The organism is Microbulbifer donghaiensis, assembly GCF_900129095.1.
Lineage (GTDB): Bacteria > Pseudomonadota > Gammaproteobacteria > Pseudomonadales > Cellvibrionaceae > Microbulbifer > Microbulbifer donghaiensis.
Genome location: NZ_FQVA01000001.1, coordinates 1,051,837 through 1,074,515 on the forward strand (window position 1 = coordinate 1,051,837; position 22,679 = coordinate 1,074,515).

The 22,679-nt window shown below is 62.4% G+C and carries 20 protein-coding genes; 4 read left to right on the plus strand and 16 right to left on the minus strand.

Going from position 1 to position 22,679, the window contains the following annotated elements; genetic code table 11:
* Positions 1–100: 100 nt before the first annotated feature.
* From BUC36_RS04440 to leuC, 13 genes are all read right to left on the minus strand, one after another.
* Positions 101–742, minus strand: coding sequence for an SPOR domain-containing protein (locus BUC36_RS04440; RefSeq protein WP_084535604.1), 642 nt, complete (start codon positions 740–742; stop codon positions 101–103).
* On the minus strand, positions 723–1,994 hold the full coding sequence (folC, locus tag BUC36_RS04445) for a bifunctional tetrahydrofolate synthase/dihydrofolate synthase (RefSeq protein ID WP_073271993.1): 1,272 nt from the start codon (positions 1,992–1,994) through the stop codon (positions 723–725). Before folC ends, BUC36_RS04440 begins: the two co-directional genes overlap by 20 nt.
* 157 nt (positions 1,995–2,151) lie before the next feature.
* Positions 2,152–3,006: an acetyl-CoA carboxylase, carboxyltransferase subunit beta gene (gene accD / locus BUC36_RS04450; protein WP_073271996.1), complete on the minus strand. Its 855-nt coding sequence runs from the start codon at positions 3,004–3,006 to the stop codon at positions 2,152–2,154.
* Positions 3,007–3,145: 139 nt separating this feature from the next.
* Positions 3,146–3,961, minus strand: coding sequence for a tryptophan synthase subunit alpha (gene trpA / locus BUC36_RS04455; protein ID WP_073271999.1), 816 nt, complete (start codon positions 3,959–3,961; stop codon positions 3,146–3,148).
* A gap of 10 nt (positions 3,962–3,971) precedes the next feature.
* A complete protein-coding gene (gene trpB, locus BUC36_RS04460; protein ID WP_073272002.1) occupies positions 3,972–5,189 on the minus strand; it encodes a tryptophan synthase subunit beta in 1,218 nt (405 codons plus the stop codon).
* A 28-nt stretch (positions 5,190–5,217) separates the two neighbouring features.
* On the minus strand, positions 5,218–5,829 hold the full coding sequence (locus tag BUC36_RS04465) for a phosphoribosylanthranilate isomerase (RefSeq protein WP_073272005.1): 612 nt from the start codon (positions 5,827–5,829) through the stop codon (positions 5,218–5,220).
* Between the two features lie 94 nt (positions 5,830–5,923).
* Positions 5,924–6,820 (minus strand): tRNA pseudouridine(38-40) synthase TruA, encoded by an 897-nt coding sequence (gene truA / locus BUC36_RS04470; RefSeq protein WP_084535606.1) that lies wholly within the window; start codon positions 6,818–6,820, stop codon positions 5,924–5,926.
* 136 nt (positions 6,821–6,956) lie between these two features.
* Positions 6,957–9,953: a motility hub landmark protein FimV gene (locus BUC36_RS04475; RefSeq protein WP_073272008.1), complete on the minus strand. Its 2,997-nt coding sequence runs from the start codon at positions 9,951–9,953 to the stop codon at positions 6,957–6,959.
* Positions 9,954–10,169: 216 nt separating this feature from the next.
* Positions 10,170–11,165, minus strand: coding sequence for an Asd/ArgC dimerization domain-containing protein (locus BUC36_RS04480; RefSeq protein WP_073272011.1), 996 nt, complete (start codon positions 11,163–11,165; stop codon positions 10,170–10,172).
* 220 nt (positions 11,166–11,385) lie between these two features.
* Positions 11,386–12,516 carry an aspartate-semialdehyde dehydrogenase gene (asd, locus tag BUC36_RS04485; protein WP_073272014.1) on the minus strand — a complete coding sequence of 377 codons (1,131 nt, stop codon included), beginning with the start codon at positions 12,514–12,516 and terminating at the stop codon, positions 11,386–11,388.
* 77 nt (positions 12,517–12,593) lie between these two features.
* On the minus strand, positions 12,594–13,667 hold the full coding sequence (gene leuB, locus BUC36_RS04490) for a 3-isopropylmalate dehydrogenase (RefSeq protein ID WP_073272017.1): 1,074 nt from the start codon (positions 13,665–13,667) through the stop codon (positions 12,594–12,596).
* A gap of 131 nt (positions 13,668–13,798) precedes the next feature.
* Positions 13,799–14,446: a 3-isopropylmalate dehydratase small subunit gene (leuD, locus tag BUC36_RS04495; RefSeq protein ID WP_073272020.1), complete on the minus strand. Its 648-nt coding sequence runs from the start codon at positions 14,444–14,446 to the stop codon at positions 13,799–13,801.
* The gene (gene leuC / locus BUC36_RS04500; protein WP_073272023.1) at positions 14,447–15,886 is read right to left on the minus strand and encodes a 3-isopropylmalate dehydratase large subunit; all 1,440 of its coding nucleotides are present in this window, start codon (positions 15,884–15,886) and stop codon (positions 14,447–14,449) included.
* A 278-nt stretch (positions 15,887–16,164) separates the two neighbouring features.
* Here leuC and BUC36_RS04505 point away from each other — a divergent pair, with 278 nt between their 5' ends.
* Together BUC36_RS04505 and BUC36_RS04510 are read left to right on the plus strand one after the other, a co-directional pair.
* Positions 16,165–17,058 (plus strand): LysR family transcriptional regulator, encoded by an 894-nt coding sequence (locus BUC36_RS04505; RefSeq protein WP_073272026.1) that lies wholly within the window; start codon positions 16,165–16,167, stop codon positions 17,056–17,058.
* 96 nt (positions 17,059–17,154) lie between these two features.
* The gene (locus BUC36_RS04510; RefSeq protein WP_073272029.1) at positions 17,155–17,892 is read left to right on the plus strand and encodes a TIGR04219 family outer membrane beta-barrel protein; all 738 of its coding nucleotides are present in this window, start codon (positions 17,155–17,157) and stop codon (positions 17,890–17,892) included.
* A 58-nt stretch (positions 17,893–17,950) separates the two neighbouring features.
* On the opposite strand, the gene aroC is transcribed toward BUC36_RS04510, so the two are convergent.
* Together aroC and prmB are read right to left on the minus strand one after the other, a co-directional pair.
* The gene (gene aroC, locus BUC36_RS04515) at positions 17,951–19,042 is read right to left on the minus strand and encodes a chorismate synthase (RefSeq protein WP_073272032.1); all 1,092 of its coding nucleotides are present in this window, start codon (positions 19,040–19,042) and stop codon (positions 17,951–17,953) included.
* A 143-nt stretch (positions 19,043–19,185) separates the two neighbouring features.
* Entirely contained in the window at positions 19,186–20,109 is a 924-nt protein-coding gene (gene prmB, locus BUC36_RS04520) for a 50S ribosomal protein L3 N(5)-glutamine methyltransferase (RefSeq protein WP_073272035.1), read from the minus strand.
* Positions 20,110–20,273: 164 nt separating this feature from the next.
* On the opposite strand from prmB, the gene folE reads away from it, so the two are divergent.
* A complete protein-coding gene (gene folE / locus BUC36_RS04525) occupies positions 20,274–20,813 on the plus strand; it encodes a GTP cyclohydrolase I FolE (protein WP_073272038.1) in 540 nt (179 codons plus the stop codon).
* Between the two features lie 125 nt (positions 20,814–20,938).
* The gene (locus tag BUC36_RS04530; protein WP_073272042.1) at positions 20,939–21,283 is read left to right on the plus strand and encodes a 5-carboxymethyl-2-hydroxymuconate Delta-isomerase; all 345 of its coding nucleotides are present in this window, start codon (positions 20,939–20,941) and stop codon (positions 21,281–21,283) included.
* Between the two features lie 409 nt (positions 21,284–21,692).
* Here BUC36_RS04530 and BUC36_RS04535 read toward each other — a convergent pair whose 3' ends face one another.
* Positions 21,693–22,541: an alpha/beta fold hydrolase gene (locus BUC36_RS04535; protein WP_073274565.1), complete on the minus strand. Its 849-nt coding sequence runs from the start codon at positions 22,539–22,541 to the stop codon at positions 21,693–21,695.
* Positions 22,542–22,679: the final 138 nt, after the last annotated feature.

The following is a 22,679-nucleotide window of genomic DNA, read 5'->3' on the forward strand; positions in this document are numbered from 1 at the left end:
TAACTGAAGCGCCTCTGCGCGTGAAGCTGTACGCAAAACCGTTCGGAATTAGGAGCCGGAATGTCCGAATAGGCCGAATGCAATGCTGCACGGCCCGGCATCAGGCCTTGAAGCGCAACACCAGGGTCTGGGCCTTGAGCAGTTGATCCAGCTCGCGCTTGACGGCCTGGGCATCCGCCTTGCTGACATTGGGACCGACAAAGACCCGCACAAACTGGCCTTTACTGGTGGTCACCGAACGGGTGTAGGCCTTGTAGCCCTTGTCCATCAGGCGGGCGCGGAGCTGGTTGGCCCGCGCCTCGTCGCGGTAGGACGCGACCTGCACAACCCAGGCGATCGGCAGCCCCTGGGCATCGAGCACGGGGGCGGACTCCGGCTTTTCGGTTTGCGGCTGCTCCACGGCTGCAGGCTCCGCCTCTACCGGGGCTTCCGCAACGGTGTCCACGTTTTCCGCTTTGGGATTGGAAAATTGTTCCGGCACTTCGGGCTGGAACGCATCGCCGGGTGCGGGGGCCGGTGCCACTCCGGCCACCGGCTCGGGTGCGGCGATCTCGATCGGCTGAATATCCGGGGCCGGCGGGATCTGGCTGGTCACATCGATATAGCGCGCGCCCTCGCGATCGAACAGGCTCGGCAGAAAAATAACGGCAAGCGCGGCCAGCACCAGCGCACCCACAATGCGCTGCTTGAAGCCGTCATTCAGTCGCCCGCCGCGCGGCGGATTATACTCGCGACTCGCCATCGCCCTCTTCTCGAATCTTTTGTAAAACTTCCGCAACAGTAAAGAAGGATCCAAAGACAAGCAACCTGTCTTGCGGACCGCTAGTCAACAACAGCAATTCCAGCCCCTCGGCCACGGTCGGACAGCGGTCATCCACCCGGATGTCCGGCACCCCGGCATCCCGCAATCCGCCCAGCAGCGCCGCGCAGTCCGCCGCGCGCGGATTGTCGGGCAGCAGTGCCGGGCGCCAGTTGTCGACCAGCTCGCGCAACGGCGCAAACAGCCCCGGCAGGTCCTTGTCCGCCATGACCGCGACCAGCGCATGGGTCTGCCCGGATACCGGATTGGCAGCCAGCCAGCGCGCCAGGTATTCCGCCGCGGCGGGGTTGTGTCCCACATCCAGCAACAGTGCACGGTCTTGCCAGCGTACCTGCTGGCAGCGCCCCGCCAGTCTGATATCGGCCAGCGCCTGCTCCACTCCCTGCGGCGGCAGTGCGCCCAGCACGGCCAGCGCGGTGATCGCAGCGGCGATACTGGGGCGCGGCAGGCTGATCGCGGGTATGGCCACGGCGAGGTCACCAAAGCGATAGCGGTCGCCGCCGGCGGAGCCGTCGACGGTGAAATCCCGACCGATAAAGTAACTGGGCGCCACCAGGCCGGCGGCGGCGGATACGACGGACAGCGGCGGCGCCGGATCGGCACAGATAAAAGGGCTGCCCGGGCGCAAGATGCCGGCCTTCTCGCGGCCGATTACCTCGCGGTCACTGCCGAGCCAGGCTTCGTGATCGATAGCGACGCTGGTGATGATCGCCAGATCCGCATCCACCAGGTTGACCGCATCCAGGCGCCCACCGAGCCCCACTTCCAGCAGTGCGAATTCGACACCGGCACGCTGGAACAGCCACAGGGCCGCAAGGGTAGTGAACTCGAAATAAGTCAGGCTGGTCTGCCCGCGGGCGGCTTCGACCGCCTCGAAGGCCCGGATCAGATCGGCATCGCCCACTTCACTGCCGTTGATTCGCACACGCTCATTGAAACGCAGCAGATGTGGCGAACTGTAGGCCCCAACCGAGTGCCCACCGGCCCGCAACAGCGCTTCCATGGTCGCCACGCAAGAGCCCTTGCCGTTGGTACCGGCCACGGTGATGACCTTGGGCGCCGGCTTTTCGACTGCCAGGGCGCGCGCGACCGCAGCCACGCGCTCCAGGCCCAATTCAATTTCGGTGGGATGTAGCCGCTCGAGGCGGGCGAGCCAGTCTTGCAAGGTGGACATAAATTGCTTCGCGTTAAGCAGCAGCGGCGACCGCCAGGGACGGCGGAAATGCAGATATTACAGGAGCAAAAACCTGCCCCGGGCCGCGATCGGCGTCCACATATACAGGGGAGCCGCATCGCGGGCCGGGGCCGCCTGCGCAGAGGTTACGCCGGGACTAAACGCCGCCCAGTTTGCCGAGCAGGCGTGAAACCGTCGAGCGCATTTCAGTGCGCGGGATAATCATATCGATAGCGCCGTGGTCGAGCAGGAATTCACTGCGCTGGAAGCCCTTGGGCAGCTTCTGGCGAATGGTCTGCTCGATAATATTCGGGCCGGCAAAACCGGCGCGGGCGCCCGGCTCGGCCGCGTTGATGTCACCCAACAGCGCCAGGGAAGCGGATACGCCACCGTACACCGGATCGGTCATGATGGAGATATAGGGCACGCCGGCCATCTTCATCTTTTCCAGCACCGCCGAGGTCTTCGCCATCTGCATCAGCGAGATCAACGCCTCCTGCATACGCGCACCGCCCGTGGCGGAAAAGCACACCAGCGGGATACCCTCTTCCAGTGCGCGCTGGGCGGCGCGGGTAAAGCGCTCACCCACCACATAGCCCATGGAGCCGCCGTGGAAGGCAAATTCGAAGGCTACGGCTACCAGCGGCCGGCCTTCGAGGGTGCCGCGCATGGCCACCAGGGCGTCCTGCTCACCAGTCACCTTCTGTGCCTGGGTGAGGCGGTCCTTGTACTTTTTCACATCCTTGAACTTGAGGCGATCCACCGGCACCACGTCGGTAGCCAGCTCTTCGCGCCCCACTTCGTCGAGGAAAATGTCCAGCCGGCGGCGCGCGCCGATCCGCAAGTGGTGATCGCACTTGGGACACACATCCAAGTTGCGCTCCAGCTCCGGGCGGTACAGCATGGCGTCGCACTTGACGCACTTCTTCCAGACGCCCTCGGGAACCTTGCTAGCGCCGGCACGGCGCTCGGTGCGAATGACCGCGGGAACAATCTTTTCTAACCAGCTCATCTTTCTTCCAAATCCCGATGCTTTTTATGGACCGGTCGCATTGTACCGGCCGGTGGCTTTCAGGCTGCGAATTAAAACACTAAGCAAACTATCTAACCCGGCCAGATCAGCCGCTGTTTTTGGCTTTCTGGCCAGCCGGTCAGCGGTCCAGCGCGGTGCGGATTTCACCGACCAGGGCCGCGACACTGTCCTTGGCCGCCGCGGCGTCGGCTGCCTCGCCAATTGCGGATACCAGCACACTGCCAACCACGGCGCCGTCGCCGTGCTCGCTGACCAATCTGGCGGAGGCACCGTCCTTGATACCGAAACCGACACACAGTGGCAGTTCGGTAAAGCGGCGGATACGGGCCAGGTTGGTGCGCACGGATTCCGGGTCGAGATGCCCGGCGCCCGTCACCCCTTTCAGGGAGACATAATAGACAAAGCCACTGGCGAGACGCGCGATTGACTCGATGCGCTCGTCACTGGTAGTCGGCGTCAGCAGGAAAATATTGCGCAGATCGCGCTCGCCGAGCAGTTTGTTCAACGGTCCGGCTTCCTCCGCCGGCAGATCCACGGTCAGGGCGCCATCGACACCGGCATCGGCGGCCGCATCGGCAAACTGTTCCGCACCCATTTTCTCGATGGGGTTGGCGTACCCCATCAGGATCACCGGCGTGTCCGCATCCCGCTGGCGGAACTCCTTCACCAGCTCCAGGCACTTGCGCAGCGAGGCCTTGTGTTCCAGTGCGCGCTCGTGCCCCTTCTGGATGACCGGCCCCTCGGCCATCGGGTCGGAAAAAGGCACGCCCAGCTCGATCAGGTCGGAACCACTGGCCACCAGCTGATGCATCAGTGGCACGGTGCTTTCCAGGCCACCGTCGCCGGCGACGATATAGGTCACCAGGGCCTTGCGGCCATCTGCGCGCAGTCTGGCGAAACGGCGGTCGATTCTGTTTTTCTGCTTTTCGCTCACGGTGCCGCTCCTATACCTCGATGCCGTCGATGGCGGCAACGGTGAAAATATCCTTGTCGCCGCGACCGGACAGGTTCACGACAATGTTCTGCGACCGTTTCATGGTCGCCGCCAGCTTCAGCGCGTAAGCGACCGCATGGCTGGACTCCAGCGCCGGCAGGATTCCCTCAGTGCGGGTCAGCCTGCGGAAAGCGTCGAGCGCCTCCTCGTCATCGGCGGTGACGTATTCCACCCGGCCGATATCCTTCAGCCACGCGTGTTCCGGACCCACACCCGGGTAATCCAGGCCGGCGGATACCGAGTGGGTCTCGATGATCTGTCCGTCCTCATCTTCCATCAGGTAGGTGCGGTTGCCGTGCAGGATACCCGGTACGCCGTCGTTCAGCGGCGCCGCGTGGTGACCGGTTGCCAAACCCTCGCCGCCGGCCTCGACACCGTACATTTTCACCCCGGCATCGTTCAGGAACGGGTGGAACAACCCGATCGCGTTGGAGCCGCCACCCACACAGGCCACCAGAGCGTCCGGCAGCTGACCGAACTCTTCCAGGCTCTGCCGGCGCGCCTCGCGGCCGATCACCGAGTTGAAATCCCGCACCAGCTGCGGATAGGGGTGCGGGCCGGCGACGGTGCCGATGATATAGAAGGTGTCGTCCACGTTGGTGACCCAGTCGCGCATGGCTTCGTTCATCGCGTCCTTCAGGGTCTTGGAGCCGGATTGCACCGGGATCACCTCGGCGCCCAGCAGCTTCATGCGGTAGACATTGGGGGACTGGCGCTTGACGTCCTCGGCCCCCATATAAACCGCGCATTTCAGCCCCAGGCGCGCGGCGACGGTCGCCGTAGCCACGCCGTGCTGGCCGGCGCCGGTCTCGGCGATCACGCGGCTCTTGCCGCTGTGCTTGGCCAGCAGTGCCTGACCGACAGTATTGTTCACCTTGTGCGCACCGGTGTGATTCAGGTCTTCGCGTTTCAGCCAGATGCGCGCACCGCCGGCGGCCTCCGTCAGTCGCTCGGCCAGGTACAGCGGCGACGGCCGGCCGACATAGTGGGCCAGGTCGTAATCGAAGGCGGCGATGAATTCCGGGTCGTCCTTCAGGCGCGCATACATCGCCTGCAGCTCATCCAGCGCATTGATCAGCGTCTCCGATACAAAGCGGCCGCCATAGGGTCCGAAGTGCCCACTGGCATCCGGGAAGGCGGAAAAATCTATCGCACCTTGATCACTCACTTGCACACTCCATCGATCACAGAAATTTCTACTGACTCTTCGCCGCACGGATAAAGGCGGCGACCTTTTGCGGATCTTTCTTGCCCGGCGCGGCCTCGACGCCGCCACTGACATCCACGGCCTGCGGGCGCGCCGCTGCAATGGCCTGGACGACATTGTCCGGGTGCAGGCCGCCGGCCAGCACGATCGGGCGGCCACTTAGTTGCGGCACCCGCTGCCAGTCAAAGGTCTCGCCGGTGCCACCGGGCACCCCGGGCCGATAGGCGTCGAGCAGGAAGCCCCGCGCGCGCGGGTGAGCATCCATCGCCGCGAGCACATCGAGGCCGTCCTTCATACGCAGCGCCTTGATATACGGGCGCCGGAACTGCTCACAGTAATCGGCGCTTTCACTGCCGTGAAACTGCAACAGGTTGAGCGGCACCTGTTCCAGCACGGCTTGCACTTCGGCCGCCTCGGCATCGACAAACAGGCCGGTCAGGGTAACGAAAGGCGGTACCGCCGCAGCAATGGTTGCGGCGGTCTCGGCATCGATATGGCGCGGGCTGGCCGAATAAAACACCAACCCCAAAGCATCGGCACCGGCGGCGACTGCCGCGACCGCGTCTTCGATACTGGTGATGCCGCAGATTTTTACTTGCATTGCGTCACTCGGCCTAAAGCCGACCGGCCGTTCAAAAATGAGGGAGCCCGCGATACTAGCAGATTGGCACCGGGCGCGAAATGCGCGATTCCCGTCAACTCCCCTGCGGTTGCTGCCCCGACAAGCCCCCCAGAGCCAGGGGCACCAGCAACGGCCCCGGCTCTGACTCTGGCAGCGCAAACTCTTGCGGATACTGCACATCCACCAGGTAGAGCCCGAAAGGCGGCGCGGTGACGCCGCCAGCCGTGCGATCGCGACTGTCCAGCACCTCCTTGACCCAATGCGGCGGGCGCTCGCCGCGACCGACCGCCATCAGCACGCCGGTGATATTGCGCACCATATGGTGAAGGAAAGCGTTGGCGCTGACCTCCAGCACGATCAGCTGCCCCACCCGCGCGACATCCAGCCTGGTCAGCTCGCGCACGGGGCTCTTTGCCTGGCACTGGGTCGCGCGGAAACTGGTGAAATCGTGTTGTCCCAATAAGTATTGCGCACCTTCACGCATCGCCTGCAGATCCAATGGGTGCTTGGTCCAGGTCACTTCCGCCGCGGCCTGCGCCGAGCGGGTCGGCGAGCTGTGGATCAGGTATCGGTAACTGCGTGCCCGCGCGGAAAAACGCGCGTGGAACTGCGCCGGTACTGCCTTCGCCCAGTGCACCCGCACCTCGTCGGGCAGCTGCGTATTCACACCCTGTACCCAGGCGCGCAGCGGCCGCACCGCGCGGGTGTCGAAGTGAATGACCTGACCCGTTGCGTGCACACCGGCATCGGTGCGGCCGGCACACACCAGTGTCACCGGCTCCGCGGCAATACTTGACAGGGCCTGCTCCAGATAGGCCTGCACCGTCTGCGCGGCGGACTTCTGCTTCTGAAAACCGCGCAAGCGGGCACCGCAGTACTCCACTCCCAGCGCGACGCGCCGCACCCCGTCCGGCAACTGCTCGCCCGGCGGCACTTCGCCATTCGGTTTGTAGATGTATTCGCGCTGCATTGTCTTGGACCAACCACCGGCGGCAAGCGACCGCCAACTTAACGAAAAAAAGTTACCCGGAGCACGGGCGCATCAACGGCCTGCAAAAAAAAACCCCGCAGCCAGTGCGAGGTTTTTCCCGGGTGAGGAGCGGGCTTTACGCCATGCGCTCCAGCATTTCCTCGGCGCGCGCCTTGTGCTCGCCGGCACCCTCCTGCATCACCTCGTTGAGGATATCCTTGGCTCCGTCCTTGTCACCCATATCCAGGTAGGCCTGGGCCAGCTCCAATTTGGTGCTGATTTCGTCGCTGCCTTCCAGCAGGTTCAGCTCGGAGTCCAGGTCGCTCTCCAGATTGAAGCTCAGATCACCGAAATCTGCCTCGCCATCCTCCGCGGCGGACGATGGGGTCACTTCAGCAGATTGCGGCGCCGACTCTTCGGCCATGGCGAAATCGCTCTCCAGCGACAATTCAGTCTCCGCAGACAGCTCGCCGGCGATGTCATCCAGATCGATGGAGTCGAGATCCAGGCTGTCGTCCAGCTCTCCGCCGATCGACTCCAGATCGTCATCGGCGAACTCATCCAGCGACAGCTCAGCGGTCTCCTCGGGCGCCTCTACAGACGCTGCCGCACCCGTATCTTCAGTGAGCCCCTCGGCATCGAGTTGCAGTTCACCGCTGTCTTCCATCGGTGATAGGTCCAGATCAAAATCCAAACCGTCGAGGTCGTCATCGCTGTCCGCCTCGGCCTTTTCAGCGACAGCACTGTCGAGTTCCGCGCCGTCGAAATCACCCGTCTCGAGACCGGCAGACTCGAACTCAATCGGGCCCAGTTCCTGGCTGTCACCGCCGTCGTCCAGACGGCCGGCAGAATCCAGTTCCAGATCACCGAGATCCAGGTCGTCGAGATTGAAATCGTCCGCGCTGCCTTCCCCGGCGGCGCCCTGCTCCACCGGCATTTCGCTGTCGAAGCCGCTGTCCAGATCGAGATCCAGGGAGAAGTCGTCCTCCGCGGATTCGCCCACGGCACTGCTGCTGTCACTGGACAGATCCATCGTCAGGTCGTCCAGCAGCGAGGTGTCGCCTTCCAGCTCATCGCCGAAGCCACTGTCGGAATCTCCCGCTGCACCTTCGCCGCCAAAAGATTCACTGGCAAAGTCATCCTCGAAAGACGCGCTGATGTCATCCAGTTGCGCAGCTTCCAGTGACTCGCTGGAAAATTCCATGGATGGCGCCTCGAAAGGTCCGGCTCCGGCAATCGTCTCGCGCAGGCGCGCCGCGCGATCGGCCGCCGGGCCATCGCTGATACTCAGCAGCTGGCGGTAGTGCTCGTCGAACTTCCCGGCATCCTGCTGATGTGCGTAGACCTCCAGCAGCATCAAGCGCGCGTCGACGTTCTGACCATCCTGATCGAGGCCCAGCAACAGCTTGTTCTCGGCCTCGGCATATTGCCCCAGTGACAGGTGAATTTCCGCTTCAGAGATGGGGTCGTCGGTACCAACATCGTCGAGCTCGCCGAGGTCGAAACTGCCTTCGGCCTCCATGCTCTCCAAGGCGGCGAGGCCCTCGTCCTGCTCACCCAGCTCCGGCGCCCCGGCCAGTTCGCGCTCGGCCAGCATCTCGCGCTCGACCTGCAGCATGGCCTCCTCTTCTTCCTTGCGACGACGCCAGGTGAAGAATCCGAACACACCAACCAACAGGGCACCCGCACCGATACCGATCAGCTGAATGTTGTCCATCAGCTGTTCCATCAGAGTCGGTTCGGACTTGGTCTGCACCGCCACAACGCGATTGCGGCTGTCATTATTTTCCTCTGCAGGCTCTTCTGCCGCCACCGGCTCTTCCACCGCTTCGGCAACAGGCTCTTCACCTACAGCAGCTTCGCCCTCGCCGGCTTCCAGCGGATTCGCGGACGGTTCCGACTGCTCGGCAGCAGCCTGCACTGCACGCATTTCCTCGTTGGAGACCTCGACCATGCGCTCCATGGTGTCGATCTGCTCGTCCAACTCGGCGAGGCGCTCCTGCAGTTCCTCGTTCTCGAGGCGCGACTTGTCCAGCTCTTCCTCGGCCACGGTCAGCTCGCCGGCCAGCGCTTCGCTGTCTTCAGCGCCGCTGCCGGATCCAGACATTACGGATTCATTGTCGCCCGGCGCGGCGAGGCTTACCCGCCCCTCGACGGCTTCGCCGGCGGCGGTGTCTTCAGCAACCGCGCGCGCATCCAGAGGTGCGCCGGTGGCCGCATCGCCGCCGATGCGCTCACGCCAGGAATCGTTCTGCGTGGCCACCTCGGAGATGGCCTCGGACAGGGTGAGCGAGCGCACATCCTCCGCGTTCGGCAGGCGCAACACGGCGCCCTTCTTCAGCAGGTTGATGTTGTTATTGATAAAGGCCTCGGGGTTGAGGCGCTGAATTGCCAGCATCGTCTGCTGGACAGAGAATTCACGGCTGACGCGGTTCTGCAGTGCGATTTCCCACAGCGTCTGATTCGCGGATACGGGACCGTACACACGGCTGCCCCCACTGACCGCGCTCTCGGAAGCCGCGGCCGGTGCCTGCGAACGAAACTCTACCGGCTCGACGGCTTGCTCCGACGCCGGCTGCTGCTCGCGCATTTCTTCCCGCTGCGGCTCGGCCACGGGTGCCGGCTCTACCGGCCGCACCGCCGGACGCTGGACCGGTCTCTGCACCGGGGTCTCCCGGAGCACTTGCTGGCGCTCGCGCTCTGCGGCCCGCACCGGCGCCTGGGCAGTACTGGTGGAGAACGCAGGCAGATCCATCAACAGGGTGTATTCCCGCAACAGGCGGCCACTCGGCCAGCGAGTCTCCAGCAGGAAATTCAGGAAGGGTTCGCGAATCGGCTCACGACTGGAGACGCGTACAACCGGCTGCGGGCCGGAATAGTCCACTTCGAAGCGCAGCTCGGTGAGCAAATAGGAGCGGTCGACGCCGGCGCGCTCAAAATCCTCCGGGCTCGCGAGTCGCACTTTGATTTCGTTGTCGCCGAGTCCGCGAGTTTGCAGCAAATTAATTTCTGCATTGAGAGGCTGATTGAGAGTCGAGTTCAGTTTGATCTCACCCAGCCCGAGCGCCAGAGCCGCGTTGCCACCCAGTGCGCTGACCAGACCTACCGCAAGTGCCAGCTTTCGCACACGCATATCCGATTCCCTTTATTGTTAGAATCACCGGGCATTCCGAACATCGCGCCTTTTCTCCGCGAAGCTCACTTTCGAAATCCCCATCACTGTACAGTAAACGTTCAAGCAAGAATTTGCCGCAATGGCAGACGTTTCATCTTTGGCGAAATTTTCGCCACCCCCAAGCCGAACGAAAGTTAAGAATACACCTTCACTATGTTCGCTAAGTATTAAATATCAATAGTTTTTTAGCAACAAGTGCACAATCTGTACGCAATTCATGGCCAGATCTTTACGCAAATTGTCCGACACTGCACAAAAATTAACCTGATGGCTATTCAACAGGCTCTGTCGCAGGCGGCCAATTATAGTGGCTTCGCTGCCGACGGCATCCTCCGCCGACGGCTGTTCGGCCAATTGCAGGCGCGCGCCGTTTCCGAGTAGTGCACGCACTTTTTCCAGATCGACGTCTTCGTGCAGCGCCACGCGCAGGTTGGCCAGCTGGCCGTGGAATACCGAAACGGTATTGATGCAGGCATCCACCGCCACGCTCTCGCCGAGCAGACGGCGCAAGTCGTGCACCAGCGCCAACTCGCTCAGGGTGTGGCCACTGGCCAGCAGCGCTTCGCCGGCACTCAGCTGATTGAATGCGAGACGGTGGCCGATCGCGGGATCGACTTCCGCGTCCTGACCGCTGAACATGCGCGCCGTCTGCGCGGCCATGGAATCGATCGCCACCTTGCCGAGCGCCGACACCGGCTGGTTCAGCTGAATATCCACCGCCTGCAGGCTTTCCGCCAGCGGCGCAACCGCCTCGGCCACCATGGCCGCGCCGGCACTCGGCAGCGCCAGCACGTGGCGCTCCGCATGGGCAATTTCCGCACTGTTCAGCAGCGGGTGGATAAGTGTGGCGGTCTCATCGCCGCGGGTATTGCCGGCGGCATCCAGTACCCAGGCACCCGCCGCCTCGGCTGCGGCCAGGGCAGCCTGCGCCACCTCACCAGTGCGCAGCAATACCACGACCTGCTCCGGCGCAAAAGTGAACTTCTCCAGCTCCTGTACGGGGATGTTGCGATTGGCGAATACCTGCGGCTCCACCTCGCTGTCCTCCAGCTCCAACAACCGCAGCTGATTGGCACTGATGGTGTCGCGCTCCTCGAGGATCTCCAGCAGGGGGCTGAGGGCGGCGTTATCGATACCGACGATAACCAGTTCGCGGGCGGCTTCGGACATGGCAGGTCACTTCATAGATTGGGGAGGCAAATTCGAGGGGCGATTATACCCGTGGAGCGGAATCACAAAAGCGCCGGGAGCGCTTTTGGCCAGCTTTAGCTGGCCCGAAGGGTGAAGTACCGGGATGTACTTCACAAAAAAGCCGCTGCGGGATCCCGCAGCGGCTTTTATTGCGAAAGGCATCACAGGCTGGCGAGACAGACGCCAGCCGCCTCGGTCCCTACAGTTTGCCGAGCAGAATCAGCAGCACCCGTCGCAGCGGTTCCGCGGCGCCCCACAACAGCTGGTCACCCACGGTAAAGGCATTGAGATACTCGGGCCCCATGCTCAGCTTGCGCAGGCGACCGACCGGGATATCCAGCTTGCCCGTGACCGCAGTCGGGGTCAGCTGCTGCAGCGTGGCTTCGCGCTCATTGGGCACGACTCTGACCCAGTCATTGGCAGTGCCGATGAGCTGCTCGATGTCCGCCAGCGGCAGGTTCTTGTTCAGCTTCACGGTGAACGCCTGGCTGTGACAGCGCATGGCGCCGATACGCACGCAGGTGCCATCCACCGGAACTGCAATATCGGTACCCAGTATCTTGTTGGCCTCGACCTGCGCCTTCCACTCCTCGCGACTCTGGCCGCTCTCCAGCTGGGTATCGATCCACGGCAACAGGCTGCCGGCCAGCGGCGCGCCAAATTCTGCGGTTGGGAACTCCGCCGAGCGCATATTGGCAGCCACTTTGCGGTCGATTTCCAGAATCGCACTGGCCGGGTCGGCCAGCTCGCCGGCGACGCCGTCGCGGACCGCACCCATCTGGGAAATCAGCTCGCGCATGTTTTTCGCACCGGCGCCGCTGGCAGCCTGGTAGGTCATCGCGGAAACCCAGTCCACCAGCCCGGCCTTGAACAGGCCACCCAGCGCCATCAGCATCAGGCTCACGGTGCAGTTGCCACCGATAAAATTCTTCGTGCCGGCCGCGATACCGCGATCGATTACATCGCGGTTGACCGGGTCCAGTACGATGATGGCATCGTCCTGCATGCGCAGACTGGAAGCCGCGTCGATCCAGTAACCCTGCCAGCCGCGCTCACGGAGACGGGGGAAGACTTCTTTCGTGTAGTCACCGCCCTGACAGCTGACGATGGCATCCAGCTCGGCGAGCGCATCGATATCGAAGGCGTCGCCCAGCGGTGCCACACTCTTTTCACTGCCGGAGCGGCCGATGTCCGGCGCCTGGCCACCGGCGTTGGAGGTGGAAAAGAAAACCGGTTCGGCAATATGGGCGAAATCGTTTTCCGCCAGCATACGCTCCATCAGTACCGAGCCAACCATGCCGCGCCAGCCGACAAATCCTACTTTTTGCATTGCAGTATCCTGTTAATTCCGTGGTCTTCTGTGTTCCGGCCGATGCCGGGATGACAATAACAACTAGATCTGCACGATTAGAAAGCGGCCACCACTGCTGCACCCATCTCCGCGGTGGATACCTTTTTACAGCCTTCGGTATGGATATCCGCGGTGCGCAGTCCTTCGTCGAGCACCTTGCTTACGGCCTGTTCGATCGCGTCGGCCGCCTCGCCCATATCCAGCGAGTAACGCAGCATCATCGCCGCCGACAGAATAGTCGCCAGCGGGTTGGCGATACCCTGGCCGGCGATGTCCGGTGCCGAACCGTGGCACGGTTCATACAGACCGAAGCCGCTCTCATTCAGGGAGGCGGACGGCAGCATACCGATGGAACCGGTCAGCATCGCGGCGGCGTCGGACAGGATGTCGCCGAACATATTGCCGGTCACCATCACGTCGAACTGCTTGGGTGCGCGCACCAGCTGCATGGCCGCGTTGTCCACGTACATATGGGACAGCTCCACATCCGGGTATTCCGGGGCCAGGCGATCCAGCACTTCGCGCCACAGCACGGTCACTTCCAGCACGTTGGCCTTGTCCACCGAGCAGAGCTTGCCGCCCCGCTTCTGCGCCGCCTCGAAGGCGGTGCGCGCGATGCGTTCGATCTCCGACTCGCTGTATACGTAAGTATTGAAGCCCTGCTTCTCGCCGTTTTCCAGCATGCGGATACCGCGCGGCTCGCCAAAATAGATACCGCCGGTCAGCTCGCGCACGATCAGGATATCGAGGCCGGCAACCACTTCCGGCTTCAGCGAAGAGGCGTCGGCCAGCTGCGGATACAGGATGGCCGGGCGCAGGTTGGCGTAGAGGCCGAGCTTACTGCGGATTTTCAGCAGGCCCCTCTCCGGGCGGATGTCGCGCTCGAGGGTATCCCACTTGGGACCGCCGACGGCGCCGAGCAGTACCGCGTCGCACTCGCCGGCCGCGGCCAGCTGCGCGTCGGTCAGCGGCTCGCCGTGGGCGTCGATGGACGCCCCACCGATCAGCCCCTGCTCAAAGCTCAGGCCCAGGTTGAATTTCTTGTCCGCGGCTTCCAGTACTGCCACCGCCTGCTCGACAATCTCCGGGCCAATACCGTCGCCCGGCAGGATCATGATTTTTTTGCTCACAAATCTTCCCTTACGTTTAATCGTTTCAGAAGTACGCTGTAGGATGGGCAAAGCGCAGCGTGCCCATCTCCAGGCCGACGATGGGCACGTCGCTTCGCTCCTTTGCCCATCCTACGCATTCGCCACCAACCTTATTTCACTGCGTCGAACAACCACGGCGCCTGTTCGCGACGCTTGGCCTCGTAGGTGCGGATATCGTCCGCATCTTCCAGGGTCAGGCCGATATCGTCGAGGCCGTTCAGCAGGCAGTGCTTGCGGAACGCATCCACTTCGAAATCGATGGTTTCGCCGTTCGGTTTGACCACCTGCTGTTTTTCCAGGTCGATGGTCAGCTCGTAACCTTCCTGCGCGTGCATTTCCTCGAATAGCTGATCCACGATCGCCTCGTCCAGCACGATCGGCAGCAAGCCGTTCTTGAAGCAGTTGTTGAAGAAGATATCGGCAAAGCTCGGCGCGATGATCGCGCGGAAACCGTGATCATCCAGCGCCCAGGGCGCGTGCTCGCGGCTGGAGCCACAGCCGAAATTCTTGCGCGCCAGTAACACCGAAGCGCCCTGGTAACGCGGGAAATTCAGCGGGAACTCCGGGTTCAGCGGACGCTGGGAGCAATCCTGCCCCGGCTGGCCTTCGTCCAGGTAGCGCAGCTCGTCAAACAGGTTGGGGCCGAATCCGGTGCGCTTGATAGATTTCAGAAATTGCTTCGGAATAATCAGGTCGGTATCCACATTGGCGCGATCCATCGGCGCCGCCAGACCCTTGTGCTGAGTAAAAGCCTTCATTTACGCAATCTCCAGTTGAGTTGCAAATTCGCGCACATCGACAAAATGGCCGGCAATCGCCGCCGCTGCCGCCATACCCGGGCTCACCAGGTGGGTGCGTCCGCCGTAGCCCTGGCGCCCCTCGAAGTTGCGGTTGGAAGTGGAAGCACAGTGTTCGCCCGCTCCCAACTTGTCCGCGTTCATTGCCAAACACATGGAACAGGACGGCTCGCGCCATTCGAATCCGGCGTCAATAAAGATCTGGTCCAGACCTTCTTTTTCCGCCTGCGCTTTTACCGCCTGCGAACCCGGCACGATCAACACCTGCTTGACGCTGTCGGCCTTTTTCTGGCCCTTGGCCACCGCGGCCGCCGCGCGCAGGTCCTCGATACGGGAGTTGGTACAGGAACCGATAAATACGCGGTCCAGCTTGATGTCGGTAATTTTCTGGCCGGCTGTCAGGCCCATGTATTCCAGCGCGCGCTCGACACCGGCGCGCTTGGTCGCATCGGCTTCCGCCGCCGGATCCGGCACTTGTGCGCTCACCGCAACCACCATTTCCGGGGAAGTACCCCAGCTCACCTGCGGCTCGATTTCCTCGCCGCGCAGCTCGATCACCGCGTCGAACTCGGCATCGTCGTCGGAGTGCAGCTGGCTCCAGGCCGCTACGGCGCGATCCCAGTCCGCGCCTTTCGGTGCATAGGGCTTGTCTTTGACGTAGTCCAGGGTGATCTGGTCCACCGCCACCATACCGGCGCGCGCGCCCGCCTCGATGGCCATGTTGCACACGGTCATGCGGCCTTCCATCGACATGTTGCGCATCACTTCGCCGCCGAACTCGATCGCATAGCCGGTACCGCCGGCCGTGCCGATCTTGCCGATAATCGCCAGCACCACGTCTTTCGCGGTGACACCCCGGCCCAACACGCCGTCCACGCGCACCAGCATGTTCTTCATCTTTTTCTGGATCAGGCACTGGGTCGCCATCACGTGCTCGACTTCGGAGGTGCCGATGCCGTGCGCCAGCGCACCCAGGGCGCCGTGGGTGGAGGTGTGGGAATCACCGCAGACCACGGTCATGCCCGGCAGGGTCGCACCGGTCTCGGGACCGATCACGTGGACGATACCCTGCCCCGGCTCGTTGATGCCGAACTGCACCACATCGAAATCGCGGCAGTTCTCGTCGAGGGTCTGCACCTGAATGCGCGATACCTCATCGCGAATGCCCGCCACACCGCCGGCCCGCTCGGATGCCTCGGACGGCACATTGTGGTCCGGCGTCGCCACCAGCGAGTCCTTGCGCCAGGGCTTGCGACCAGCCAGTCGCAAACCTTCGAACGCCTGCGGCGAGGTCACCTCGTGAATCAGGTGACGATCGATATAAATCAGTGCGGTGCCGTCTTCGCGGCTCTTTACCAGGTGGTCCTGCCAGAGTTTGTCGTAGAGCGTCTGCCCGGCCATGGCCGTTTCTCCTCGTTTTTTGATTGGCGCAGTCTAGCCCCGGGTATTGAATAACATCAATTTATATTTATTATAAGAACTAGTCGAATATGGAATATATTGTATTCCACGACAGATTGACGATGGACAACACCTCGAAGCGAAGGCGCCGCCGCCGGGGGCCATTTGCGAAACGATTGCCGATCAGGCTATAGAGGGAATGGCCACCGGCAGCGGCGCCGCCACCTCACTCGGTGACAGGCACACCGTGACTGACACCCCGAACAAGGGCCCCGACAATGGAAATCCAGTGGCTAAAAGCCTTCCTCGCCACCGCCGAACAGGGCTCGGTATCGGAAGCGGCCGAGCACCTGCACCTGACCCAGCCCGCGGTCAGCAAGCGCCTGGCGGCGCTGGAACAGCAGCTTGGTACAGCGCTGTTCGACCGCATCGGCCGGCGCCTGCAGCTCACCGACGCCGGCCGCGCGCTGTTGCCGCGGGCGCGCCATATCCTCAATGAAGTGAGCGACGCCGAGCGCGAACTGCGCTCACTGGGTGGGCAGGTCACCGGCAGCCTGCGCATCGCCACCAGTCACCACGTGGGGCTGCATCACCTGCCGCCGGTGCTCAAGGAATTCAGTCTCCGCTATCCCGAGGTGGCGCTGGATATCGACTTTGTCGACTCGGAGCAGGCTTACGAAGCACTGATGGCCGGTGAATACGAACTGGCAGTGGTCACCCTGGCCCTGAAGGAATACCCGAGCCTGGACGCACACGTTATCTGGCCGGATCCCTGTGTGGTGGTCGCGGCGCCGGATCACCCACTCGCCAGGAAGAAAACCCTGGATCTCACCGACCTGGCCCACTACCCGGCCATACTGCCGGACCTGAACACCTACACCGGCCGCCTGATCAAGCGCGAATTCGACGCACAGGGATTGCGACTGACCGCCAAGCTCGCCACCAACTTTCTCGAGACCATCAAGATGATGGCCGGTGTCGGACTCGGCTGGAGCGTATTGCCGCGCACACTGGTCGATGACAGCCTCGCCGTACTGCCGGTGGAAAAACTGCATGTCGTGCGCAACCTCGGTGTTATCAGTCACCGCGCTCGCACACTCAGCAACGCGGCGAGTGCACTGCAGCAGCTGCTTTTTGCCGCAGCGGATAAAAATCCACCAGAAAAAACCTGATCGCAATCACACTTTCTACGGAAAGCGTGCGGTTGACATCAGTATGTCAGGATAAAAAAGGTAAACTCCGCCACAACGATAAGACGGAGAACCCCAATGAAAAGAACAGCACTCGCCCTGTGCGCCGCCCTCGCCAGCGGCGCCGCCAGCGCAGACACCATTCTCGGCTTTGACGCCAGCGCCGGAATCTGGCAACCGAGCTACAGCGGCGGTATCGGCGTCGACAATTTCAATATGGATGAGTTTTCCCTGGCGGAAGACAACATCACTTTCCTGCAGGCGGCACTGGAACACCCGGTACCGCTGGTCCCGAACATCATGCTGTCCCACAGCAGCATCCAGACCGACGGCGCCGCCGAACTGAGCCAGTTCGTGCAGTTTGGCGATGAAACTTTCCTGATCGGCAGCGATGTCAGCGCGGATCTGGATCTGAGCCATACCGATGCCACCCTGTATTACGAAATTCTCGACAACTGGGTGAATCTGGACATCGGCCTGACTGCCCGCCAGTACAAGGGCGAGCTGTCTGTAGCGAGTGCATTCCAGTCCGAGACTGTCGAGCTGAATGGCTATCTGCCGATGGTCTATGGCATGGCCCGTTTCGACCTGCCGTTTACCGGCTGGTCCGTGATTGCCCAGGGCAACGGCACCGGCTACAAAGGCGATACCCACACCGACCTGACCGCCAAAGTGCGCTGGGACTTCGCCCCCGCCCTCGACTTCGCTATCGAGGCCGGCTACCGGGTAATGAGCCTGGAAGTGCAGGAACTGGACGATCTGCAGACCGATATCGAAATCAAGGGCCCCTACCTGGGCCTGAACCTGCACCTGTAATCGGGATTGCGGAACACAAAAAAGGGCGGCAATTTGCCGCCCTTTTTTATTGCGAAAATTATTTACCGACCGACACCACGCCCGATATCACATCACCGTTCTGTCCGCGCTGGCGCAGCGCGTGATCGATGAGTACCAGCGCCATCATCGCCTCGGCGATCGGCGTCGCGCGAATGCCGACGCAGGGATCGTGGCGCCCTTTGGTGATTACCTCGATCGGGTTGCCGTGGGTATCGATGCTGCGCCCGGGAATGCGCAGGCTCGAAGTGGGTTTCAGCGCAATATGCGCGATGACGTCCTGGCCACTGGAGATACCGCCGAGCACACCGCCGGCATTGTTGGAAAGGAAGCCTTCCGGAGTGATCTCATCGCGGTGCTCGGTACCCTTCTGCTCGACACAGGCAAAGCCGGCGCCGATTTCCACGCCCTTGACCGCGTTGATACTCATCAGCGCATGGGCGAGATCCGCATCCAGGCGATCGAAGATCGGTTCGCCCAGCCCGGCCGGCACGCCACTGGCGTGCACCGAGATGCGTGCGCCGATAGAGTTGCCCTCCTTGATCAGCGCCTGCATATAGGCTTCCATCTCCGGCACCTTGTCGGCGTCCGGGCAGAAAAACGGATTCTGCCCCACCTGCTCCCAATCCAGCTTTTCAACCTTGATCGGCCCCAGCTGCGACAGGTAGCCGCGCACTTCGATACCGTACTTCTGCCGCAGCCATTTCTTGGCGATGGCACCGGCGGCGACGCGCATGGCCGTCTCGCGCGCGGAGGAGCGGCCACCGCCGCGGTAATCGCGCAGGCCGTATTTCTGCCAGTAGGTGTAATCCGCGTGGGCCGGGCGCACCTGTTCGGCGATATTCGCGTAGTCCTTGGAACGCTGGTCGGTATTCTCGATCAGCAGGCCGATCGGCGTGCCTGTGGTCTTGCCCTCGAACACGCCGGATAGGATCTTGACCTGGTCCGCCTCGCGGCGCTGGGTGGTGTAGCGGGAGGTACCGGGCTTGCGCCGATCCAGTTCCAGCTGGATCTCCTCTTCGCTGATCTCCAGCCCGGGCGGGCAACCGTCGACGATACAGCCCAGCGCCGGGCCATGGCTCTCGCCGAAAGTGGTGACGCAAAACAGCTTGCCAAAGGTGTTGCCCGACATAAGCGACTGTCCCTGCCTCTCAGTAATTGATGCGGTGATTCTTGAACGGGAAGCGGGGCATTATAGAGGATTCGCCCTGCCGGGTGCGCCGCTCACGCCAAAAAGCACAATTGGTGCGCGCGACGCCCCCTGCGTAAGAGGAATTATTCGGCGTCGAAAAAGGATTGGTAGGCGAGCAGCTCCTCGCGACTGATGACGAAGACCCCGTGGCCGCCATCCTCGAACTCGGGCCACAGGAAAGGCACTTCCGGGAAGGCCTTTTCCAGTGCCTCCCAACTGTTGCCCACCTCGCACACCAGCAGACCGTCCGGCTGCAGGTGATTGGCGGCTTCGCGCAGCAGGCGGCGGGTGAAGTCGAGGCCATCTTCACCGGACCCCAGCGCGATCTCGGGCTCGGCCCGGTACTCGTCCGGCATTTCCGCCAGGTCGCGCGCATCGACGTAGGGCGGGTTGCACACGATCAACTCGTAGCTGAAACCGTCGAGGCCGGCGAACAGGTCCGACTGCACCGCGCGCACCCGCTCGTTCAGTTGGTGGCGATTGATATTGATCTGCGCCACTTCGATGGCGCCGTCGGAAATATCGCTGAGATCGACACGCGCCTCGGGAAACGCCTCGGCACAGGCGATGCCGATACAGCCACTGCCACAGCACAGGTCCAGGATCGCCAGCGGCTCCACCTTGAGCCAGGGCTGGAATTCGCCGCGAATCAACTCCCCGATCGGTGAGCGCGGCACCAGGACCCGCTCATCCACATAAAAGGACATGCCGCAGAAATGCGCCTCATTGGTCAGGTAGGACGCCGGCAGCCGCTCCTCGACGCGCCGCTCCAGAATGCCCAGCACCTCGCGGCGCTCCTCCATGGTCAGGCGCGCCTGCAGGACTTCCGGCTTGCTCTCCAGCGGCAGGTGCAGGGTGTGCATGACCAGCAAAACGGCCTCATCCCAGGCGCTGTCGGTGCCGTGGCCAAACCACAGGCCGGCCTCATTGAAACGGCTGGCACCCCAGCGGATATAGTCCAGCACCGTCGCCAGTTCGTGGAGGCTGGATTCACGCCTTTCTATCATGGAATCTATCCTTAAATGCTATGGATCTCTGGTTGGATCAGTGCGGATCTTTACTCTCAGGTGACAAAAGCTTAGGGTAGCGCACCCGCCCGAGGCAGCCCGCCGAGCCTAGCTCTGCGACAAACGCCTAAGCCTGCCGGGCTGAGATATTGGAAAAGAGCAGCATGAACGAACACTACGCGCGAATTATCGAAGCAATTGGCGAGAATCCGCAACGCCCCGGGCTAAAAGACACCCCGAAGCGCGCCGCCAAGGCCATGCAATACCTGACCCGCGGCTACCAGCAGACCGTCGAAGAAATCGTCAATGACGCCCTCTTCCCATCCGACTGCAGCGAGATGGTACTGGTCAAGGATATCGAGCTCTACTCCCTGTGTGAGCACCACCTGTTGCCATTTATCGGCAAGGCACACGTCGCCTATATTCCCGACGGCAAAGTCGTGGGCCTGTCCAAGGTCGCGCGTATTGTCGATATGTTCGCGCGCCGCCTGCAGATCCAGGAACAGCTGACCGTGGAAATCGCCGAGACGCTGCAGCGTGTCACCAACGCCGCCGGCGTCGGCGTTATCATCGAGGCCAAGCACATGTGCATGATGATGCGCGGCGTGGAGAAGCAGAATTCGGTCATGAAGACCTCGGCGATGCTCGGCACCTTCCGCAGCAACCAGGCCACCCGCAACGAATTCCTGTCTCTGATCCGGTAGGATGGGTAAAGACCGCGCAGCGGTCGTGCCCATCGGCAGCGCCGGGGTGATGGGCAGGTCGCTGCACACCTTTGCCCATCCTACTAACTAATCTAAAGGAACACCGCCCTCACGGAGAGAGATTCATGCCCCACCTGGTCATCGAGTACGCGAAAAAGCTCGAGGAAAAGATCTCCATCGCTGCCCTGGTCAGCTCTGCCCAGGAGGCGATGCACCGGTCCGGGCTTTTCGCCCCCCACACCATCAAGACCCGCGCCCTCGCCTACGAACAGTTTATTGCCGGTGAAAAGGGCGGCAGCTTTATCCATGCGGAAATACGCCTGCTCGAGGGCCGCAGCGACCGCGAACGCGAAGCGCTGAGTTCCTCGGTGTTCAACTGCCTATGCCAGTTCGCCGACGGAGTGCCGGCAGTGACGGTGGAGGTAAGGGAAATGGATTCCAGCTGTTATTCGAAGCGGCTGCCTTTCTAGCCCGGATATTGCACCAGGCCGCTCGATATTTAGGTTAACCGATTGGTTTTACTTCAGTTTCTTGAGTTAGCCGCAGGGTACAAAGTGTCACCGGCCCCCGCTGGCCGCGCCCTCGCTTGATCTCTGCACGCTCAGTACATTTTTGCGGCTAATACGTGCAATAAGCATGCATATACGCCGAAAAAATGTACTGAACGCACAGATCTCGGCGCGATCATCGCGGCCCCTGGTGCAATATCCGGACTAGGGCCTCTCCAACGATTTTCGGGTGGCTCGATGCAAGGCCCTGCCGTCGGTGGCCACCCGGGAAATATTTACCGATCAGGTTTTTTGCCGGGTGGCCACCGGCGGCGGGGCCGACCGGAGCCCGCGACTTGGCGGCGGCAATCGCGACCAGGTCCCCATCCCGCTAACCTTCACCGCGCAGGAAAGGCCCAAACCACTCCGCAATAGCCTCGGCGCCCTCCTCCATATGCAGGTGGTGACCGCCGGGCAGCTCCTTCACCTCGATGTTCCCGTGTTCGGCCAGTGCCGGGCGCAGCCGCTTGATCATATCCACAATCCCGTCCTCGGCCAGTACCAGCCGAATCGGCATGGTCGCCCGACCCAGGAACGCCTTTACCTGCGCGCCGTTCAGTTTGGCGGTGGAAGTGGCCATCAGGCGCGGATCGTTGCTCCAGGTGACGCCGTCACCGGTGCTGACGGTGCCGCGCTCGGTCAGTGCGCGAGCGGCGCTGTCGGACAGCGGAAACATGCCGTTCTTGCGCGCCTCTACGGCCTCTTCAAACGAGGCGAAATGGCGTGGCTTGCGCGCGCCGTAGCGGGCACGCTGGGCGATCGCGCGGGCGAGTATTTCCGGCGCCTCGGCATCCTCCGCCGGCGGCGGCACCAGACCGTCGATCAGCGCCAGGCGCTCGATACGATCGGGAAATGCACCGGCGGTAATCATCGCCGCCACCGCACCGCGGGAATGGGCGAGCAGCGAGAACTTGCGCCAGCCCAGTGCGTGGGCCACCCCCAGCACGTCCTCCGCCTCTTCCCAGATGTTGTAGTTGGCATCGTGGGAGCGGTGATAGCTGCGGCCGTGGCCGGCCATATCCACCGCAACCAGGTTCAGCCCGCCGAGCAGCGGCGCCAGTCGATCGAAGCTGGCGCAGTTGTCCAGCCAGCCGTGCAGGGCCAGCACCGGCACTCCGTCGGCGCTACCCCACTGGCGCGCGGCGACAGTCTTGCCATCGAACTCGAGGGAAATGTCCATAAATGCGGAATTCGGAATGATGAATGCGGAATGACAGATCGTGCCGAAATGTACGGGTGGGCACAATGACCGGAAATTTCAGGGCGGATGGTAAAGTCCGTAGGGTGGGCAAAGGAGCGCAGCGGGCAGAAAATTGCT

Coding starts and splice junctions, on each gene's coding strand:
- BUC36_RS04440 (WP_084535604.1), bottom strand. CDS start 742: ATGGCGAGTCGCGAGTATAATCCGCCGCGCGGCGGGCGACTGAATGAC.
- folC (WP_073271993.1), bottom strand. CDS start 1,994: ATGTCCACCTTGCAAGACTGGCTCGCCCGCCTCGAGCGGCTACATCCC.
- accD (WP_073271996.1), bottom strand. CDS start 3,006: ATGAGCTGGTTAGAAAAGATTGTTCCCGCGGTCATTCGCACCGAGCGC.
- BUC36_RS04465 (WP_073272005.1), bottom strand. CDS start 5,829: ATGCAAGTAAAAATCTGCGGCATCACCAGTATCGAAGACGCGGTCGCG.
- truA (WP_084535606.1), bottom strand. CDS start 6,820: ATGCAGCGCGAATACATCTACAAACCGAATGGCGAAGTGCCGCCGGGC.
- BUC36_RS04475 (WP_073272008.1), bottom strand. CDS start 9,953: ATGCGTGTGCGAAAGCTGGCACTTGCGGTAGGTCTGGTCAGCGCACTG.
- BUC36_RS04480 (WP_073272011.1), bottom strand. CDS start 11,165: ATGTCCGAAGCCGCCCGCGAACTGGTTATCGTCGGTATCGATAACGCC.
- asd (WP_073272014.1), bottom strand. CDS start 12,516: ATGCAAAAAGTAGGATTTGTCGGCTGGCGCGGCATGGTTGGCTCGGTA.
- leuD (WP_073272020.1), bottom strand. CDS start 14,446: ATGAAGGCTTTTACTCAGCACAAGGGTCTGGCGGCGCCGATGGATCGC.
- leuC (WP_073272023.1), bottom strand. CDS start 15,886: ATGGCCGGGCAGACGCTCTACGACAAACTCTGGCAGGACCACCTGGTA.
- BUC36_RS04505 (WP_073272026.1), top strand. CDS start 16,165: ATGGAAATCCAGTGGCTAAAAGCCTTCCTCGCCACCGCCGAACAGGGC.
- BUC36_RS04510 (WP_073272029.1), top strand. CDS start 17,155: ATGAAAAGAACAGCACTCGCCCTGTGCGCCGCCCTCGCCAGCGGCGCC.
- aroC (WP_073272032.1), bottom strand. CDS start 19,042: ATGTCGGGCAACACCTTTGGCAAGCTGTTTTGCGTCACCACTTTCGGC.
- prmB (WP_073272035.1), bottom strand. CDS start 20,109: ATGATAGAAAGGCGTGAATCCAGCCTCCACGAACTGGCGACGGTGCTG.
- folE (WP_073272038.1), top strand. CDS start 20,274: ATGAACGAACACTACGCGCGAATTATCGAAGCAATTGGCGAGAATCCG.
- BUC36_RS04530 (WP_073272042.1), top strand. CDS start 20,939: ATGCCCCACCTGGTCATCGAGTACGCGAAAAAGCTCGAGGAAAAGATC.
- BUC36_RS04535 (WP_073274565.1), bottom strand. CDS start 22,541: ATGGACATTTCCCTCGAGTTCGATGGCAAGACTGTCGCCGCGCGCCAG.